Raw genomic sequence first — 19227 nt, forward strand, 5'->3', positions numbered from 1 at the left:
ATTATTCTTCTTTATGAAAACCAATTGACCATTCCCACAATCGTGCCAAATGGTCGTAGTCACCTTCATATCGTTTTTCTAAGGGAACAGCATGTGAGAGATAGCCTTGTTGTGGATTTTGATAATACGTTATAAGGGCAATAAGATTTTTCCATGCGATTTCACCAAGATTAACTGCACTGAGGTAAGTTTTTTCTTCTTTTTTCGTTAAAAGAATAGATTGGGATTTAATTTCACCTTTTCCGTTCAGGGGAATGTAAAATAAATTTGAGGGGACAAGATCTTGAAAATCTGGAAATGCCCCTTCCATCAGCAAAGCTGTTTCTAAAGCCAATTGCGGAAATAATAATTCACGAACTTGTTTTGATGAAGGAGGGGTTCCAGTTTTGAAATCTAGAATTTCAACCGTTTTGTCTGGCAAGACATCAAGACGATCAGCTCGTCCTGAAAGAGTTACCCCTGTTTTGCCTATAGGAATTTTTTGTGAGACCACTTCAGAGTATCGCTCTCGCGGTCCTAAACTTTGTTCCCATTGAATCAGAAATGGAGCAAGATTTTCAAAACTATTCCACCAAACTGTTTCAATATCGGGTGGAAAATTGAATTTATCAAATTCTTTACGTCCAATAGAAAGCAGGACATCTAATGCATTTGCAGAATTTGGATTTTTTATTTGTGTGCAAAAAGCGGCAAGAATAGCGTGATAAAGTATTCCGCGCTCAAGTACGCTAGGATCATGAATCAGTGCTTTAAGAGGTTTGAGTCGTAAGATTTTTTTGGCATAAATAGCATAAGGATCATACCGCAATGTTTCTATTTCAGTCACTGAAAAATGACGCGGACGCATATCAAGAGGTGGTACAGGACAAGGACGTTCCACATCTTTAACCATGCTTGTATGATCAAGCATCTTGGTCCAATGGCGTAATATTTCACCTCGTGCACGGATTTGTTTCCAAACCTGTTTTCCTACAACTGTTTCTATACGTTGTAGCCAACGTGAAGGAATAGAAGGGGTATGATTAACCCGTAATGCGCGACTCATCACCACTTTATCCATTCCCATAGCCCATTGAAAATCATGCGCAGAAAGACCTATACGCTGCTCTGGTGGTTCCAGAGTTAACATCATTTTCATCGGTCGCGATAAAAAAGCATCATTTCGGGTTGATATCGGCCATGATCCTTCATTAAGACCACCTATAACTACTGTATCAACCGTTTGCAAACGTGATTCCAAAGTACCCCAGATGAATAAACGTGGATGTCCTCCAGGTGAAGGTGTGACAGAACGTGTTGCGATCAATGCAGAAAACATCGCAGGCCATTCGCTAAGATGAAATGTTAATCCTGATCGATCACTGACCAATTCACGCAAAAAATTTGATAAGGCTTGTCCTGCTTCGTGTTGATAAAGATGAGCAAGAGAATTATCCTCATTGCGACCAAAATTTTCAAAAACTTCAACAGTTGCTATCGCAGCTTCATTGACGGTGCATTCTTTCTCTTGTTTCATGAGAGAGGTTAAAGGTTCAACAGCTTTCTTCAAAAGATGACACAGAAAACGTGCTTCTTCAAACTTCTGCTGATCAAGAGCATTCATTTCAAAACGATCATGGGAATATGTTTCAATCCATTTTTCAAGAAATTGATCACATTCAAAAAGATTGATGCGCCCTGTATTCCCTCGAAGTACAAAAACTTCAAAATTTTCTACCAGTTCGCGTAAGCGATAACGGTTTTGGTGGAGTGTTGTCAGTGGATGTTTAAGAAGAGAAAGAAAAGCAATGGGATCATCAGGTTGCAAAACATTTTCTAAGATCAGTCGCAAAAGCATTACAGGCAATGTTTGTGCAAGTGGCATTCCCCCTGAATCATTTGCTTCAATACCAAATCGCTGTAATTCCGCAGCAACACGGCGGGCTAAATTACGGTCATTTGTAATAAGGGCTGCAGTTTTTTGGGGTTCTTCAATAGCTCTTCGTAAAGAAACAGCGATAGCCAGAGCTTCCTCACGTTCATTTATAGCTTCAATAAATGACCAATCTGCACAAAGTTCCTCATAATCATCACGGACAATTTTTACCCATTTATCGGTTGTAGAAGCTGGTCGGAATGCTTCTGATAAAAGCGCCATTCGCCTTTTCTTTGTTGTGCTCTGTTGGCCAATTTCACAAACATGGTCGCGTTGACACTCCATGAGAGAAAGAAGTTTTTTTAAATGATATTGAGGATGGCTAAAAATATTTTCTGCATGATCAAAAGAAGCACAAGCTGTTTTTTCTTTATTGCTTGTGCCAAGTGCATTCCATTGTTCTTCATCCATATAAAAATCAAGGCCAGGAAGAACAACTGCCCCTTTTGGTAGACAGGCTATAACCTTTAGAAGATGAGAAACTGCGGGAATAGAACCTGACACACCAGCCGCAATGATCGGTTTATCAGATTGTGTGCGTCGTAAAGTCTCTGCGTGCATTGTAAGTGCTTGATTACGCCATTCAGCGGGATTATTTCGTTGCTTTTCTGTTAAGATTTGTGGCCAATTTTGTGTAACAATCGTTAGAAAATCGAGCGTTATTTGCCACCATTCAGCAACCATATCAGGGGAAATATCTTTAAGTTTTGACCAGTCTGCTCCTTCTGTTTCAATTTCATCCATCAAATGTGCTAAATCTTGAGCAAGCCAAAGTGCATCGGCACTATGAGCCGGAATAAGCACATCTTCTGTACCAAACATGGCACGCAGATGCGCAGGCAAGTTTTCACGCCATGGACGAATAAGACGTGCTAAAAGCAGCAGACGTTCGCTTTCGCCAATAGGCGGATCGAGAGTGTTGGTATGATTTTCAACAAAAAAGAAACTGTCTTCATCGATATCCCCTAGAGCACGAATGGTTGGTAAGAAGGTTGATTGTGTATCACTTCTTTCAACAAAAGCTAAACGCAAAGCGCGAGCCGCACGACGTGTTGGAACATAAATAAGGCTATCGGCAAGAGCCGTTTGAATATCTCCATCAGAAGAAAAATTATCAATAAGGGTACCAGAGAGCAGCGCATCAACAAAGTGAGGTAAAAAAGCTGTTCCAGAAGAAATAGAAAAGACACGTGGTTTATAGGTCATATGATATTGTATTTGGGATAACAAATTCCATCTTATTGATTATTTGTATTATTTTGACTGTATACAATTAAAAACTATATTTATACAGGAGATTCTTAATTTAGATTTTAAAAAGATTGAAAGACATTCCATGTCTTAAGCTATCGTGAAAAAACATATCAAAAAATTTTTGATATGTTTCAACGAAGAATTGCCGACAGCTTTTTTCTAACTCACATAAACACTCTAAAAAAATATTAAATTTTTAAAAGGTGTAAAAGTATAAATATATCGTAACTTATTGAATATTAAAAATAAATTTATTGCTCTTTTTATATAATACAATCTGAAAATGTTCTTTACATACTCTATCACTTTCAGAAAAAAATACTCCAACTCAACGTGACAAATGATTACCAACAAAATTGTTGTATAATAGATTCTTCTTTACATTAAGCGCGTATTTGATAATCTTTAACAGCAGAAAATTTTATTTTAGGGGCTCTTTCTGCCTCATAATTTAATGAAAAATGGTTCTCTGCTAAAAAAACTGGATCACCTTCTAAATCATATGCAATAGCAGAACGGTGATTGCTGAGAAACTTTTGCAAATCATCTTTGCTTTGCGTTGAAATCCAACGACATACATTAAAGCGTGCTGGTTCGAAATTTACCGGTAAAGAATATTCTATTTTCAATCGTTCTTTTAAAACATCAATTTGCAAAGCACCGATAACACCAATGAGAGAAGGTGACCCATCATCAGGAATAAATAATTGTACAACCCCTTCTTCTGCCATTTGTTGCAAAGCTTCTTTAAGCTTTTTTGCTTTCATTGGATCGCCCAAACAAACACGACGCAGAATTTCTGGTGCAAAATTGGGAACTCCCTTAAAGAGGATATCTTCTCCTTCAGTCAAAGTATCGCCAATCCGTAACGTTCCATGATTAGGGATCCCCACGATATCACCAGCATAGGCTTGATCAGCAATTTGGCGTGAACGCGCAAAGAAAAATTGTGGAGCCGAAAGTGTCATCGGTTTGCCTGTTCGCACCAACTTTGTCTTCATACCGCGTTCAAGTGTTCCAGAACAAACCCGAAAGAAAGCAATACGATCACGATGATTAGGGTCCATGTTCGCTTGAATTTTAAAAACAAATCCCGTCATTTTAGGTTCAGTTGCTATGATATTGCGCTGATCTGCACTTTGATCACGAGGACTTTGACCAAAATCAATGAGTGCATTGATCAAATCACGAACACCAAAATTTCGTAAAGCCGAACCAAAATAAACCGGCGTCATATGCCCTTCATGGAAAGCTTGAAGATCAAAGTTTTTGCAAGCATTTCGAGCAAGTTCCACCCCTTCAATAAAAGTTGAACGTTGATACTCTGGAAGCAGATTTGCAACTTCATGGGAGCCAGAAACGACCTGCTGTGTTATCTCATCATCTTTTTGGCGAAAACGATTATGATGAAGATCAAAGGTACCAACAAAATCTTTACCCGTCCCAATGGGCCATGTTATGGGTGCGGTATCAAGCGCTAACTTTTCTTCAATTTCATCTAAAAGCTCTAGAGGATCACGTGCCTCACGATCCATTTTATTGATAAAAGTAACAATAGGAATATCCCGCATCCGACACACTTCAAATAATTTCAGTGTTCTAGGCTCAATCCCGCGGGCACCATCTAGCACCATGATAGCACTATCAACAGCTGTCAGCGTGCGATAAGTATCGTCTGCAAAATCTTCATGGCCTGGCGTATCTAAGAGATTAAAAATATGATTTTCATATTCAAACGTCATCACCGAAGTCACAACGGAAATACCACGATCACGCTCAATATTCATCCAATCAGAACGGGTTTGAATACGATCCTTTTTAGCTTTTACTTCTCCTGCAAGTTGAATAGCACCACCAAACAATAAAAGCTTTTCTGTCAATGTCGTTTTTCCAGCATCTGGGTGAGCAATAATTGCAAATGTACGGCGTCGCTTTACTTCTTGCACTCTTCGTTCCATTATTCCTCCATAGGTCGTGCAAGTGCTTCAGCAATCAGTGCACGCATTTCATTAATCCCATAAAGCGCTATAAATGATCCCCATCGTGGACCTCGCTCTTGTCCTAGAAGGACCTCATACAACATTTGAAAAAAGACATTGGAAACACCAGGACCACCTTCAGGGCTTTTTTTGCTATGATCTTGATAACGTTCCGTTAGCCGTGCAACATCAAGAAGCATATTTTGTAGCGTGTTGCCATCAACTGTTTCAGGCAAATTGGCTAATTTTTCATCAATTTGTGCTAATGTTGCACGTTCACTCTTATCTGGTGTACGAAATTTTTTGTTAGGTTTTACAAAAAAATCAAAATATTTAAGAGCAAATTGCACTAACTGATCAAGTTCTGGATAAGTTTGTGCATTGGCTCCTTGAGCATAGCGAGAAATAAACCCCCAAAGAACCCCTGCATTCTCTGCATTTGAAGCGCTTACCAAATTTAAAAGCATGGCAAAGGATACCGGCAAATCAATCTGCGGCGGACAACCATTATGGATATGCCATACAGGATTATTAAGCCGTTCTTGCCAGCTTTGACGACCATAGGCGGAAAGATGCGCATAATATTCATCCACAGCTTTGGGAATAACATCAAAATAAAGCCTTTTGGCTGTCTTGGGCTTTGAAAACATATAAAGCCCTAAACTCTCCGTTGGGGCGTAAGTAAGCCATTCATCAATGGTTAAGCCATTTCCTTTTGATTTGGAAATTTTCTGACCTTTTTCATCCAAAAAGAGCTCATAGTTAAATCCTTCTGGAGGCTTCCCACCCAATACTTTACAAATTTTAGAAGAAAGATTTGTGGAATCGATAAGGTCTTTTCCTGCCATTTCATAATCAATGCCAAGCGCTGTCCAACGCATAGCCCAATCGACCTTCCACTGACACTTGACCTTGCCGCCTGTAACCTCTGTTTCTATGGTTTCTCCTGTTTCGGGTTCAATATAAGTGACTGTTCCTTTTTCAATATTCCGCGCAATCATCGGGACCTGTAATACTTTTCCAGAAAAAGGAGAAATCGGTAAAAAGAGAGAATAGGTTGCCTGCCGTTCTTCACCCAATGTTGGTAAAATAATTGCCATCACCTTGTCATAAAAGGCGAGGATTTTTAAAAGTGTTTCATCAAAACGACCGGAACTGTAATAATCCGTAGCACTTGCAAATTCATAATCAAAACCAAAACGATCAAGAAAAGCCCGTAAACGTGCATTATTCGCCTCTCCAAAAGAAGGATAATCATCTCCAAAAGGATCAGGAACGCAGCTCAACGGTTGACCAAGATAATGTTCCATCTTCTCGCGATCAGGAACATTCTCAGGAACCTTGCGCAAACCATCCATATCATCAGAAAAACAAAGCAGCTTTGTTTTTACTTTATTCTCTGTCAGAATATGAAAGGCATGACGAACCATGGTTGTACGTGCAACTTCACCAAAAGTTCCAATATGTGGTAAACCAGAAGGTCCATAACCTGTTTCAAATATTACACTGTCTGGATAACCCGTCTTTTCGTACCGTTTGATAATCTTACGTGCTTCTTCAAATGGCCAAGTTCTTGATTGAACAGCCGCATCCTTTAATTCAGGCGTAAGGCTAAGGGCATCACACTGATTATACATCATTATTTATCCTAAAAATTATATTCTTTCAAAAGAGGGTGTATGGTTCTTGAATTTATTCGTCAATAATAGCAAGCAAAAAGATGTAAATTTCTTTATATTCTTAACGCACAATAAAAAACCACCCTCGCTGTAAACATATTTTGTCTGAGAAAAATAAAAAACATTGAACATGATAAAGCAAAATTATCTTGTTTTGACTTATCAAAGTCTTCATTGCTCTTATCATAAGGCTTGTTTCTCATATTTATCAGCACAAAAGTAAAACCTCTAACTGTGAACGAAAAAACTTTAAAAACCAAGAAACAAAAATATTTAAATGATGTGTTTCATATAAAAACAATGCCCCACATGATACTTGTCAAAGATATTTTTTATTTCTTTTCTTTATCACCTTGATGACATATGGCTTAACATATGCAAACGCAGAGCATTGAATTTAATAAAACCTGTTTGCATCTCTTTGATCATAAGCATCTTGATCATCCTCGAAAGTTACCAACGCACTTGAATAAAGTGTTTTTTTACTTTGACGCCCTTTAACAACCAGATTTCCTTTATAGAGCTTTAATGTAATTTCACTTATCAATATGTTCTTGAGATAAATCAATCGCCGCCTGCAACATCTTACATTCGGATGAAAACTAAAAGCTATAATAAATGAGTTTTTGCATAACGGAGCATCAATTCATCTTTCAAATGCGCTACCCTACAATTTAGTGTTAAAGATTCTATCGCTCTGTGACCGTTAAAAGGATGGTCCCCCCCTAATCGCTTCATAAATACCCCACGATTTCACCCCCACAAAGCGATTTTCTACCAAATCTAACTGATCAATACCATTTATTGTGCTCATAATGATTTAACTCTGCAAGTAAAGTTGCAGGAGATAAATTGTTTTCGTTGATTGAAATAGTATCACTTTTTTTAAACCAAGAGTGATTCTGGTTGCTCGATCGGGAGCATCTGCCAGCGAAAAAATACACAAATGGACATATTCAGGAGCATGAGAAATGCTGGATTTTCTAAAATCTTTCCTCCTGATGAAGAATGCCATAAATTTGCCCCCACTTAAAAAAAGTTTTACACGTGTTGTTCTTTTTTTTCCAAAAATCAAAACAGCGCAAGAAATGTGAAAATAAATTCTCTTTAAACAACATTAAAAAGACTCAAAAAGCGTAAATAAAGGCGAATCAGATTGTAAATAGTGAACACGGCTTAAAAATAAGAGGAGATTTACGTGTCATTTCTACCGGAGTGGTCTGTTATTGTGCAATTTGCTTTAGCATCGTTGATTTTGGCACTTATTCCAGGACCTGATATGATGCTTTCTGTAGGGCGGACCATTACACAAAGCAAAAAAGCTGGAATTATGTGCGCCTTGGGAAGCGCAACAGGGTTTGCCATTCAGGTTACCGCTGTAGCTCTTGGCTTATCAGCACTTATTTTTGCTGCGCCACACACTTTTGTTCTTCTGAAAATTGTTGGTGCTTTTTATCTTTTATGGTTTTCCTTCCAAGCTTTACGGAGAAAACCGACATTTTCTTTTGAACAAACATCTTCTAAATCTCAAAGCTCTAAACGTAACTATCTTGCTGGTATTGGAATTAATCTTCTCAATCCTAAAGTCATACTCTTTAACGCAACATTCTTACCACAATTTATCAATGAGAATGATCCTATGGCAACACAAAAGTTACTTTTTTTAGGACTCTCTTACATTCCTATTTCTTTCCCTATTACAATTTCTGTTGTTTTTACAGCGCATAAACTTACCAAAACCCTTAAACAAAACCCTCTTTATATTCGCTTTCTCGACTGGCTTATTGCCGGTACTTTTACCAGCTTTGCTCTCCATCTTCTTATCGTTACAAAAAATTGATTTATAAGGTGTAATTTATCGTTTTTAATTTAAATTGGAACTCTAGATATTGTGAAGCGCTTTACGTTTCTACAATATTGAAACCTAAAAGTATGAATGGTATCATATATTTCATAGAGGCTTTTGTGTGTTATGCTCTTCACAGGCATTGTCGTGAGGTGGGAAGTGCATTAAGAAATGTTTTTTTCAAAACATGTTAATGGATATAACAATGGTATTTATATTTTAGATACGCCGTTTATATGTAAAGTGTAATCTTGTTAAAGAATGCAATAAACAAAAGCATCAAGCAATGTATATCTCCACTCTTTAAAAGTTATTATCATAGAGATGCTTTTAAAAGTCATAGAGCCTAAATAAAGAGTGTGAGATGAAATGTATGTCCCTTGAAACTTTCCTCTAAATGAGGTTACCGCCTCATTTCAGAGATTACGCAAACAGACTTTATGTAATCTCTTTCCTCCTATTAAACCTATAAAAGTAAGAACTGCTCATCTCGCACTGATCCATTTTAATCTCTGTCTTACACATGCCACTCCATGAGGTTTATAAGGTTTATACGCGTAGATTTACGGAAAAAATACAGGCTTTATAGACTGAAAATTGCTTTAACTAACGACCAATGGCATTTTCAAGTTTCAAACGTTCAGATTTTCGTAAGCGCTCTGAAGCCGATTTAAGCTGTCCACATGCAGCTAAAATATCGCGTCCACGCGGAATCCGAATAGGAGAAGCATAGCCTGCTTGATTAACAACATCAGCAAAACGCTCAATTTGCTCCCAATCAGAACATTGATAATTACTCCCTGGCCACGGATTAAAAGGGATTAAGTTGATCTTAGCAGGAATCCCTTTCAGTAACTGTATTAATCGCTTAGCATCATCTAAACTATCATTGATATCTTTCAGCATAACATATTCAAATGTGATTCGTTTTGCATTAGACAGACCAGGATAATTACGACAAGCATCCATGAGTAAAGAAAGCGGATACTTTTTATTGATAGGAACAAGCATATCCCTTAGTGTATCGTGTACAGCGTGGAGTGAAATTGCTAACATAACACCAATTTCTTCTCCGGTTCGGATAATTCCAGGAACAACCCCACTAGTTGAAAGCGTAATCCGACGTTTTGATAAAGAAAGTCCATCGCCATCAGAAGCAATCAATAAAGCTTTTTTTACAGCTTCAAAATTATAAAGAGGTTCTCCCATTCCCATCATAACAATATTGGTAATTTTGCGCCCTTCAACAGGAACAATTGCCCCATCAGGAGTATCCTTATCAGGAAAATCACCCAAACAATCACGTGCAACCAACAATTGTGCCAAAATTTCTTCCGCCGTCAGATTGCGAACAAGCATCTGCGTTCCCGTATGACAAAAAGAGCAGGTTAATGTACATCCCACTTGCGATGAAAGACATAAGGTCCCACGTCCTTCTTCAGGGATATAAACCGTTTCAATTTCAACAGGCCTTCCAGCCCCACGTGCTGGAAAACGTAAGAGCCATTTACGTGTACCATCCTTTGATATTTGTTCTCCAATAATTTCGGGACGTGCAATGGAAAAATGACGTTTAAGAGTTTCCTGCATTGCTTTAGAAATATTCAGCATTTCATCAAAACTTGAAACGCCACGGACATAAAGCCAATGCCAAAGTTGACGTGCACGCATACGCGTTTGACGCTCTGGTACACCAAGTGTCTTTAAAGCTTGCACTATTTCATCTTGCGATAATCCAATTAAAGAGAGCTTAGAACTCTCCTTCACCACCACATTATCTGTTTTTTGTGCTAAACATGAACCAACAGGTCTAAGGTCATAGGAAATAGCCATTGCTTTCCAATTTACATTACTATTTTAGAAGTTATCAAAACCTTAATGGCACTTTTGAGCCGCATTTAATGCAGCAGTGACCCCTTTTAAGGAATAAGTATAGGTGGTATGCGTTCCCCGTTTTGATATTGCTTTCACGGTCATATTGTTTCCAGCACGCATAGCAGAAACAAGCTGCTTTTCTAGCTCTGATGACGCCAACCAAGCTGAAGAATCCTTCGTAAAGAAATCAAAGTCCTTATCTCCAATGGTCACTGTCACTCTCGACCCTTCTTGAAGCGTATAACCAGCCATAAACTGCGGTTCAAACGAAACAGGCGATTGAGAACGCTTGGTAACTAAGAAAAAATTATCCCCATGATTAACCGTTGTTGGAAGAGCCTTCAAAGGAACAGATAACACATAGCAAATCGTATTTTGGGACGATTTATAAGAATAGGCTCCCCATGCTTCAAATTGATTTAAACGGCTTGGCGTTTGTGCACACGCCACCCCAGCTGTAACAAGAACCATTACAGATGCAGCAATAACAGTCTTTTCAAACATCTTCATTTAGCTCACTTCTTTAATCTCTAACAAGATTCTCTTCATTGGAAAAGTTCAAACAAAAACTCCTCGATACTCATGTGTAATTATCCTAATTCCTTCAATAAGCGAAATATTTCCACAGCAATCAAAACAGATTTCACGTTCCATTGTGACCTTTTAGTCGTTACCAAAATATGAACTTTTTATTCAATAATCACATTAAAAAACAATATTTTTAATTTCACACAACCCCTTTCGTTTTTTATGAAAAAACGATTCCTTTAAGCAATATGATTTCAAAACAAGATGAAAATATATCACCCCTCTGCTAAGAAATAAACCACACTCTTTACGTCACAAGCAATCTGCTGCAAAACTTTGAAAATACACCCTGTATTCCCCAAAAAACTTCATAGAACCTCATAGTCTTGTGAATATCACTTCTCAACTTTACACATTCAATACATGTATGTCTTTAAGATACTCCACCTTTCAATTATTATAGTGTATTCATACGTCGTATTCAATATCACACTGATATCGTCTTGTCATAATCTTAATATTATCAATATATTAAATCATGAAACATAGAAACCTTAGATTCTGTCTCAATAGCGAATCGCATAACGTTATTTTTTACTATCAGCCCTTTAAGATACAATTTATACACTTATAATCTTTTTCAAGCCGCATTTGATTCTGACGTTTGAATCAATAAAGCATAAAGGGCATTAGCATTATGCGTATTGCGCAATTTTTGCACGACATCAGCATGACGCAAAACCCGTGCAATCTGTGATAAAGCTTTTAAGTGATCTGCACCAGCATTTTCAGGTGCCAAAAGAAGAAAAACAAGGTCTATAGGCTCATCATCGAGAGCTTCAAAATCAACAGGACTTTCAAGACGTGCAAATATACCAATAATCCGATTAATATCAGGTAATTTTCCATGCGGAATCGCAATACCACCACCAAGCCCCGTCGAACCAAGTTTCTCACGCTGCAAAACAATATCAAAAATTACATGCTCACTAAGACCTGTCAGCTGAGACGCTTTTTCGGCTAAAATTTGCAGAACTTGTTTTTTCGAATTAGCCTTAAGAGCCGGAATAATTGCTTCCGGTGCTATTAACTCACTCAAATTCATCCTTTAATTTTCCTCTTACACGCTCAAATGCTCATCAATAAACCTATAAACGGTATCGATATTTGAAGTTCTTTCACTTTTCGCAACATCGCACGTGTTTTTATTTTTTAATTTATAACGGGTGAAGGCTTAATACGTCTCATATCACTTTTAACAGAACAATAAATAGTTTTTAGCTCCTCATTAACAGCATGAGAAAAGAAAAAAAGAAATGAAGTCGTTCATAAAATTAATTTCCTTAAGATACTAGAAAAGAGCATTATTCATAAATTTACTAAACTTGTCACAAGAGTTAACGTATAACTCCCCATTAAATTTTTTCTTTCTTTAAAAATGAGCTCTTAATAGAATGAGAAGCATATTGAGCAAAATAAACCTTTAGTCTGAAAATTACTGTATAGCTTAAACAAAGCCTTATAACAAGAACCTAAAGCTTTTCTCCTATTTTAAATACGTCATACAAGCCAATAAAATACGACAATCCTATTAAATAAACGCAATATTTAATGGATGGATGCTCCAATCAAAATACCCAAAACAGCATCATCGATATGTTCTTTGATTCGACAGAGAAAATATAATAAATATCTCTCACCTTTCAACAACACACGCATTTATTTTCAACCCCATTTATCACTCATTATTAAGTTAATTTAGTGATACCTGTTCTATGATACAATTATGAGTAAGCTCAACCAATAAAACAACAAACCCATCTTAAGTGACGAAGCCTCTTCCACCACTCAGTGAAAATCTATTAGATGATACTCATAAAAGAAGTTTGGCATAAATAAGGTGATTTTCAATAATACCAGAGAAAAACTTCTTGCACACCCCAATTAAAAAATTTTACCCTAAAGTCACATTATTTTATTGATTTACAGCCTTTAACAACATTACCATCGTTTCTACAATAAAGAAAAATTTGCCTTTATTTCTGTAATAGAAATATATCGATGATATACTTTATTAATAATCACAATGAAACCTTATCTACCTCATTTGAAATGGGTTTGATTACTTGTGACGATCATGTTGTTTCTGTTAAACTTCAATGGAAACGCATAAAAGCTGTGAAATCATAGAGAAAACTGATTTCCCAAATAAATTCTGCGGACATCAACATTGTTGATAATATCATGAGGACGACCATGAACTAACACTTTGCCGGTATGAATAATATAAGCGCGGTCGACAAGCCCTAATGTTTCGCGTACATTATGATCTGTTATTAAAACACCAATGCCACGCTTCGTTAAATGACGAATAAGCTGCTGAATATCAAAAATAGCGATAGGATCAATACCTGCAAACGGTTCATCAAGTAACATAAAATGAGGTCGAGAAGCTAAAGCACGCGCAATTTCAAGTCGTCGACGCTCACCCCCAGATAACGAAAGTGCAGGCATTTTACGTAAATGATCAATTTTAAATTCATGTAAAAGACTATCGAGCTCTTCACGTTGTTTAAGACGATCTTTTTCAACGACTTCTAAAACAGCTTTGATGTTATTTTCTACGGAAAGACCACGAAAAATAGAAGCTTCCTGCGGAAGATACCCGATACCTAAACGCGCCCGTCGATACATCGGAAGATGCGTGATATCAAATCCATCAATTTTAATGGATCCTCCATCAGATTTTATGAGCCCCGTAACCATATAAAAACAAGTTGTTTTACCTGCCCCATTGGGCCCTAAAATGCCAACGGCTTCTCCCGTACGAATGCCAAAAGAAACACCATTAACCGTTGGTCTTCCTCGATAAACTTTAATCAAATGGCTGGCAATCAAAGTCCCTTTTAAGCGCTTTTTTGAAGCTTCACTTGCAAAATCATACTGATCAGTCTGTTTTTTTCTTTTGATTCCAAACATGAAATCTTAATGGCCATTTTGTTGATTTTGTTTAAAAATAATAGAAACGCGACCTTTTTTCTTAGTTGTCTCACAACCTTCTAAAAAAGCTTTTCCGCTTTCCATATTTGCCGTTAGTTTGCATCCCGTTGCCACGTTGTCACCATCTGTTAACACAACATGATTCCCTGTCAAGCTCATCATCTTTGATTTTCCATCAAAAATGCCTTTATCCCCCGTAGCAATTTGCGTCGCTATTTTTATATAGACTTTTCCTAAGGCTTCCATTTTTTGTATGCCCGACGAACCAAACAAAGAAACAGATGATGCCTTCGTATTTTCTTTGTTTCTATCCGCTCCTTTATGAGTTTTATCGTAATAAACAATTAATTTTTCCGTCCGTAAAAGACGTTCACCTTGCGCCACTGAAACATCACCCTTAAAAAGCGCTATCCCTTCTTTATCACGTATTTCTAAAGAATCTGCATGAAGTTCTACCGGTTCTTTGTCGTTTGATAGACTTATTCCAAAATGGGTCCCTTCAGCATATCCTAAAACCGTTCCTCCTCCTAACATTCCCATGCTAAAAGCCAACGTCATACCTATCCATCTTTTGTATGATTTCATTCTTTCAATTCTTCTGTTTGTATATACACATGAATTCTCTTTTAAATATTCCTTAAAGATTCATCCTGATTGAGTCATTGCTTTTCAAGTACTAAATGCACACCACCATGGAAATACATGCTTTTTCCTTTTTCTCGAATTTGTAAGGCATTGGCAGCAAGATGAAAACCGGCTCGCTGAATATTAACACGTTGATCTGTTTTTAACTGTCTTTCAGATAAATTAATATTAGCTGACATAAATTGTGCCATCATTCCATCATTCGTTGTAATGGTGAATGGCTTATCCAATTGTAAAAAACCGTGAATATTATCGTAAATACCCCCTTGTGCTGCGAGAAAAACCTGTCTTTGTTGACCCATAGATGCTTTCGCTGTAATGTTTTGCAATCCAATTATTCCAGAGCGCGTATGATCTTGAAATGCCTTTTCTGCTTTAAGCCAATAAGGTTCATGAGCACGCGTATACCCTTCTAATTTTGGATTGAGCATTGTCAAGTTCGTCACTCCATTCTCTTCATTATTCAAAGGCATAGGATCAGACGTAACGGGAACCAAGAAAAACGTAAACCAGCAAAAAACCACCCCTGAAACTAACGCTAAGAGGGGTAAAAAAATTTTTAAGTGGCTAATGCGACGCGAATGGCGGGATGCTTTTTTAAAAACATCTCCAACAGATGATTGCGTTGAAAAAACTTCATAATGATTGTGTACGGACATACTCTCCTAATCTCTTAAATATTCCGCATTTTTAATCTGTATAACCTTTATAAGAAGTATTTTCAAATTTTGTTTCTTGAAATTTGTTTTTTCTTGGTTTTATTTTGCTTTTATCCGTTTATATGTTGTAATATGCATGAAGTGCACAATTATAAAAAGGTTTTTTGTGTGAAAGTGAGGCTATTGTGGTTAAATCAGAGCTTGTGCAAATTATTGCTCGTCATAACCCGCATCTTGTTCAACGGGATGTGGAAAATATCGTAAACGCTATTTTTGAAGAAATTTCAACAGCACTTGCCAATGGCGATCGTGTTGAACTTCGGGGATTTGGAGCTTTTTCTGTAAAAAGCCGTTCAGCCCGTAATGGACGTAATCCAAGAACAGGAGAAGCTGTTGCCGTTGAAGAAAAATGGATTCCTTTTTTTAAAACAGGCAAGGATTTACGCGACCGTCTTAATCAGTGAGAAACTTATGATCATTAAACGTATTCTTCTAACAAGTATCGGTGTGATTATCACAGCATTTTTGATTGTTTTTATCGTAGCTAATCGTCAAATTGTTCCGTTAACTCTTGATCCTTTTCGAGAAAATTCTGAAAATTTTACTTATCATGCTCCCCTCTTTATATGGCTCTTTATTTTCTTTGGTTTTGGTATTTTATTAGGAAATCTGATCCGTTGGTTTTCCTATCATAAATGCAAAAAAGCTCTTAAAAAAAGTCAAGCCGAGATCGAGAAGTTGAAAACATCTATCACAAATCTGGTATAATGGTATTTTAATGAAGTCTTTTTCTCTTTAGTATTTTATATTCAATACAGAGTTTGTTTTTATATGTGCTTTAATTGATTTTAGCTCTTTTGCACTTTTACGAAACATTTAAGAACTTTATAATGTAACTTTTTATACCTCATATACCGTAGTACAAAACATGCCTGCACAATGCTTTCAACCCTCCCACAAGAATAGATATCCGCAGGAAAAGTTGCCTCTTATTTTAGAAACAGCTATGAGTGAAAATTATGCTCTCATTGATTCTGGCAATGGACAAAAATTAGAGCGTTATGGAGATTATCGAATTATTCGACCAGAAGGTCAAGCATTATGGAAGCCTGCTTTATCACAAAAAAAATGGGGTGATGTTGATGCTATTTTCACAGGAAACCGTGATGAAGAAGGTGTTGGTCGTTGGCATTTTCCTAAAAAACCACTTGGTGAAACATGGCCTCTTTCTTGGAATGGACTGTCTTTTCTAGGTCGCTTTACTTCCTTTCGTCATGTGGGCGTTTTTCCTGAACAAGATGCCCATTGGCGCTCTATGGAAGAACAAATTGTTAAAGCCGCACGTCCTATAAAACTATTGAATCTTTTTGGCTATACCGGTATTGCCTCTTTAATTGGAGCACGAGCAGGTGCAAATGTTACCCATGTTGATGCTTCTAAAAAAGCCATTGCGTGGGCAAAAGCTAACCAGGAAAGAGCAGGATTATCAGATCATTCTATTCGCTGGATTTGCGATGATGCTGTAAAATTTGTTGAGCGAGAACTCCGTCGCAAAAAAAGCTATGATATGATTCTTCTTGACCCCCCTGCTTATGGGCGTGGACCCCATGGCGAAGTTTGGCAACTGTTTGATCATTTACCATCAATGATCACAAACTGTCGTAAACTTCTCTCTGATAAACCGCTCTCTGTTGTCCTTACAGCTTATTCCATTCGTGCTTCCTTCTTTGCACTTCATGCTTTAATGCGCGATGCATTTGTAAATCTTGGGGGTACAGTCGAATCAGGAGAGCTCATTTTGCGTGAAGAAGTTGCAGGACGCGCCCTTTCTACTTCTCTTTTTAGCCGTTGGATTGCTTGAATATGTGTGGACCCAAAACCGGTAGAGTGAAAGAAATTACCTCTCTTAGTAACCCTATCATAAAAGATCTTAAAGCACTTAACCAAAAGAAAAACCGTAATCGTGAAGGTCTTTTCATGGCAGAGGGATTGAAATTGGTTATTGATGCTCTCAATCTCGGTTGGACAATACAGACACTTATTTTTTCTAAAAGCGAAATTGGTAATGCCACTATCGAAAATACTGCTGCACGCGCTGTAGCCAATGGTGGTTTTGTTATCAAAGCCTCACAAAAGGTTATGGAATCACTTACCCGACGCGATAATCCACAAACAGTTATTGGTATTTTCAAACAAAAATGGCAACCTCTTGAAATGATAAAAGGGCAGGCTAAAGATGTTTACATCGCGCTTGATCGTGTGCGTGATCCTGGAAATCTTGGGACCATTATTCGCACGGCTGATGCTGTAGGTGCTAAAGGTGTTCTTTTAATTGGTGAAACAACAGACCCTTTCTCACCTGAAACAGTTCGTGCAACCATGGGATCTATTTTCTCTATACCTCTTTATCGTTTTGATGAAAGCGCCTTTTTAAACTGGTCAGCTCACTTTAAAGGCATGATTGTTGGCACCCATCTCAAAGGATCTATCGATTATCGCACGCTTGATTTTAAAAATGGTCCGATAATCCTTTTAATGGGAAATGAAAAACAGGGGTTATCAGATATTCTGACAAGTCGGTGTGATAAACTTGCACGTATTCCACAAAGTGGACGCGCTGACTCGCTTAACTTGGCAGTAGCAACAGCTGTGATGCTTTATGAAATCCGTCGCCCTTATTTAACACTGGAACCATGCGAGGAAAAAATATGATCCGCAAATCACTCCCTTTTTTTCTTCTTGGCTTGGCCCTTACAGTAGGACTTGATCAAGCTGTTAAGTATTGGGTTATGTACAATATGCCTCTAGGAACAGAAATTCCGCTTATTCCTTTCCTTTCCCTTTATCATGTACGTAATTCTGGCATTGCATTTTCGTTTTTTTCTTCCTTTTCTCACTGGGGAATCATTGCCATCACGATCATTGTGATTATCTTTCTTTTATGGTTATGGAAGAATACTGAAGACAACAAATTTTTAATGCGCTTCGGTCTTGTCCTTATTATTGGGGGTGCAATCGGCAACCTTATTGATCGTATTCGCTTTCATCATGTCACTGATTATATACTTTTTCACATTGATGATATTTTTCATTTTGCTATTTTTAATCTTGCAGATAGTTTTATCACTCTGGGTGTTATTGCCATCCTTATTGAAGAACTGCGTACTTGGATGAAAGCAAGACATCATTCCAACCATACATCTTCTCATTGATGTTCTCATCGCCTTAAAAAACAGAGATTTTTAACCACCATAAGTCTAATTACAAATTTTCTTGGTTAATTCTTGTGGCCACGTATTTTCTTTATGAGATTTTTTTCTCTTCAACCTTACGTTTTCATCTTTGCTCAATACAAAAAAACTGACTTCAAATAGAAATCAATATCTTTTTATCCATATGTCACACTCTAAGAGAAAATACTTTGCAGCTTTTATTGGCATGCCAACCCTGCTTGTGTGTCGTGCAAGAAAATGTTCTTGATGGATTGAATATAAACAGATTTGTCATCAGGAAATCTTACAATATTTTTTGGAGGGATATTTAGAGTGAAAAATTAATGTATCTTTATATATCAACGTGTTATATAAAAACTCAATTCAATTAGGAGTTCTGGCAGGGCAAAGCATATGCTATCTTGAAGGTTGTAAATAGCGTGATGCTACGCAACACTTTCCTTATCACCTTAAAGATAGATATTTTGTCAGTGGGAATTATAGGGTTCTTGTGAATAATAAAAAAAGTTTTAGTATCGTCTTTTTATCTTACAAAAATATGGCGAAAAATGGAAATGTTTTTCATGAAAATGAACCATTTCCTTACCAATTTGTAAGGTTCCTTGCTTCGATAA

Annotated in this window: 15 protein-coding genes and 1 pseudogene; 6 read left to right on the forward strand and 10 right to left on the reverse strand. The window is 37.2% G+C overall.

Features of this window, described 5'->3' with window-relative positions; genetic code table 11:
• Position 1: 1 nt before the first annotated feature.
• The 4 genes and pseudogenes from addB to PVV70_RS00615 all read right to left on the reverse strand — a co-directional run.
• Positions 2 to 3121 carry a double-strand break repair protein AddB gene (gene addB / locus PVV70_RS00600; RefSeq protein WP_273757486.1) on the reverse strand — a complete coding sequence of 1040 codons (3120 nt, stop codon included), beginning with the start codon at positions 3119 to 3121 and terminating at the stop codon, positions 2 to 4.
• Between the two features lie 431 nt (positions 3122 to 3552).
• Positions 3553 to 5127, reverse strand: a complete 1575-nt coding sequence (locus tag PVV70_RS00605) for a peptide chain release factor 3 (protein ID WP_273757487.1) — start codon at positions 5125 to 5127, stop codon at positions 3553 to 3555.
• Entirely contained in the window at positions 5127 to 6788 is a 1662-nt protein-coding gene (locus PVV70_RS00610; protein ID WP_273757488.1) for a lysine--tRNA ligase, read from the reverse strand. Before PVV70_RS00610 ends, PVV70_RS00605 begins: the two co-directional genes overlap by 1 nt.
• 387 nt (positions 6789 to 7175) lie before the next feature.
• Positions 7176 to 7856 (reverse strand): annotated as a pseudogene (locus PVV70_RS00615) (argininosuccinate synthase); the annotation flags it as partial.
• 169 nt (positions 7857 to 8025) lie between these two features.
• Between PVV70_RS00615 and PVV70_RS00620 the strand changes: the two are divergent.
• Complete coding sequence (locus tag PVV70_RS00620; protein ID WP_273757490.1) at positions 8026 to 8667, forward strand: LysE family translocator; 642 nt, start codon at positions 8026 to 8028, stop codon at positions 8665 to 8667.
• A gap of 612 nt (positions 8668 to 9279) precedes the next feature.
• Here the strand turns inward: PVV70_RS00620 and rlmN are convergent.
• The 6 genes from rlmN to lptC all read right to left on the reverse strand — a co-directional run bounded on the left by rlmN (position 9280) and on the right by lptC (position 15380).
• Positions 9280 to 10506: a 23S rRNA (adenine(2503)-C(2))-methyltransferase RlmN gene (gene rlmN, locus PVV70_RS00625; protein ID WP_273757491.1), complete on the reverse strand. Its 1227-nt coding sequence runs from the start codon at positions 10504 to 10506 to the stop codon at positions 9280 to 9282.
• 42 nt (positions 10507 to 10548) lie between these two features.
• The gene (locus PVV70_RS00630; RefSeq protein WP_273757600.1) at positions 10549 to 11052 is read right to left on the reverse strand and encodes an invasion associated locus B family protein; all 504 of its coding nucleotides are present in this window, start codon (positions 11050 to 11052) and stop codon (positions 10549 to 10551) included.
• Positions 11053 to 11716: 664 nt separating this feature from the next.
• Positions 11717 to 12181, reverse strand: a complete 465-nt coding sequence (gene ptsN, locus PVV70_RS00635; protein ID WP_039759419.1) for a PTS IIA-like nitrogen regulatory protein PtsN — start codon at positions 12179 to 12181, stop codon at positions 11717 to 11719.
• A 1079-nt stretch (positions 12182 to 13260) separates the two neighbouring features.
• Entirely contained in the window at positions 13261 to 14055 is a 795-nt protein-coding gene (lptB, locus tag PVV70_RS00640; protein WP_273757492.1) for an LPS export ABC transporter ATP-binding protein, read from the reverse strand.
• Positions 14056 to 14061: 6 nt separating this feature from the next.
• The gene (locus tag PVV70_RS00645) at positions 14062 to 14661 is read right to left on the reverse strand and encodes an LptA/OstA family protein (protein ID WP_273757493.1); all 600 of its coding nucleotides are present in this window, start codon (positions 14659 to 14661) and stop codon (positions 14062 to 14064) included.
• 74 nt (positions 14662 to 14735) lie between these two features.
• Complete coding sequence (lptC, locus tag PVV70_RS00650; protein ID WP_273757494.1) at positions 14736 to 15380, reverse strand: LPS export ABC transporter periplasmic protein LptC; 645 nt, start codon at positions 15378 to 15380, stop codon at positions 14736 to 14738.
• A gap of 185 nt (positions 15381 to 15565) precedes the next feature.
• On the opposite strand from lptC, the gene ihfB reads away from it, so the two are divergent.
• From ihfB to lspA, 5 genes are all read left to right on the forward strand, one after another.
• Positions 15566 to 15844, forward strand: coding sequence for an integration host factor subunit beta (gene ihfB / locus PVV70_RS00655; protein WP_273757601.1), 279 nt, complete (start codon positions 15566 to 15568; stop codon positions 15842 to 15844).
• 7 nt (positions 15845 to 15851) lie between these two features.
• The gene (locus PVV70_RS00660) at positions 15852 to 16148 is read left to right on the forward strand and encodes a LapA family protein (RefSeq protein ID WP_273757495.1); all 297 of its coding nucleotides are present in this window, start codon (positions 15852 to 15854) and stop codon (positions 16146 to 16148) included.
• 160 nt (positions 16149 to 16308) lie between these two features.
• Positions 16309 to 17241, forward strand: a complete 933-nt coding sequence (locus tag PVV70_RS00665) for a class I SAM-dependent methyltransferase (protein WP_273757496.1) — start codon at positions 16309 to 16311, stop codon at positions 17239 to 17241.
• Between the two features lie 2 nt (positions 17242 to 17243).
• A complete protein-coding gene (locus PVV70_RS00670) occupies positions 17244 to 18092 on the forward strand; it encodes an RNA methyltransferase (protein WP_273757497.1) in 849 nt (282 codons plus the stop codon).
• Positions 18089 to 18592, forward strand: a complete 504-nt coding sequence (gene lspA / locus PVV70_RS00675) for a signal peptidase II (RefSeq protein ID WP_273757498.1) — start codon at positions 18089 to 18091, stop codon at positions 18590 to 18592. The genes PVV70_RS00670 and lspA overlap by 4 nt, the downstream gene beginning before the upstream one ends.
• Positions 18593 to 19227 lie beyond the last annotated feature (635 nt).

The sequence above is a fragment of the Bartonella sp. AU55XJBT genome (assembly GCF_028618525.1).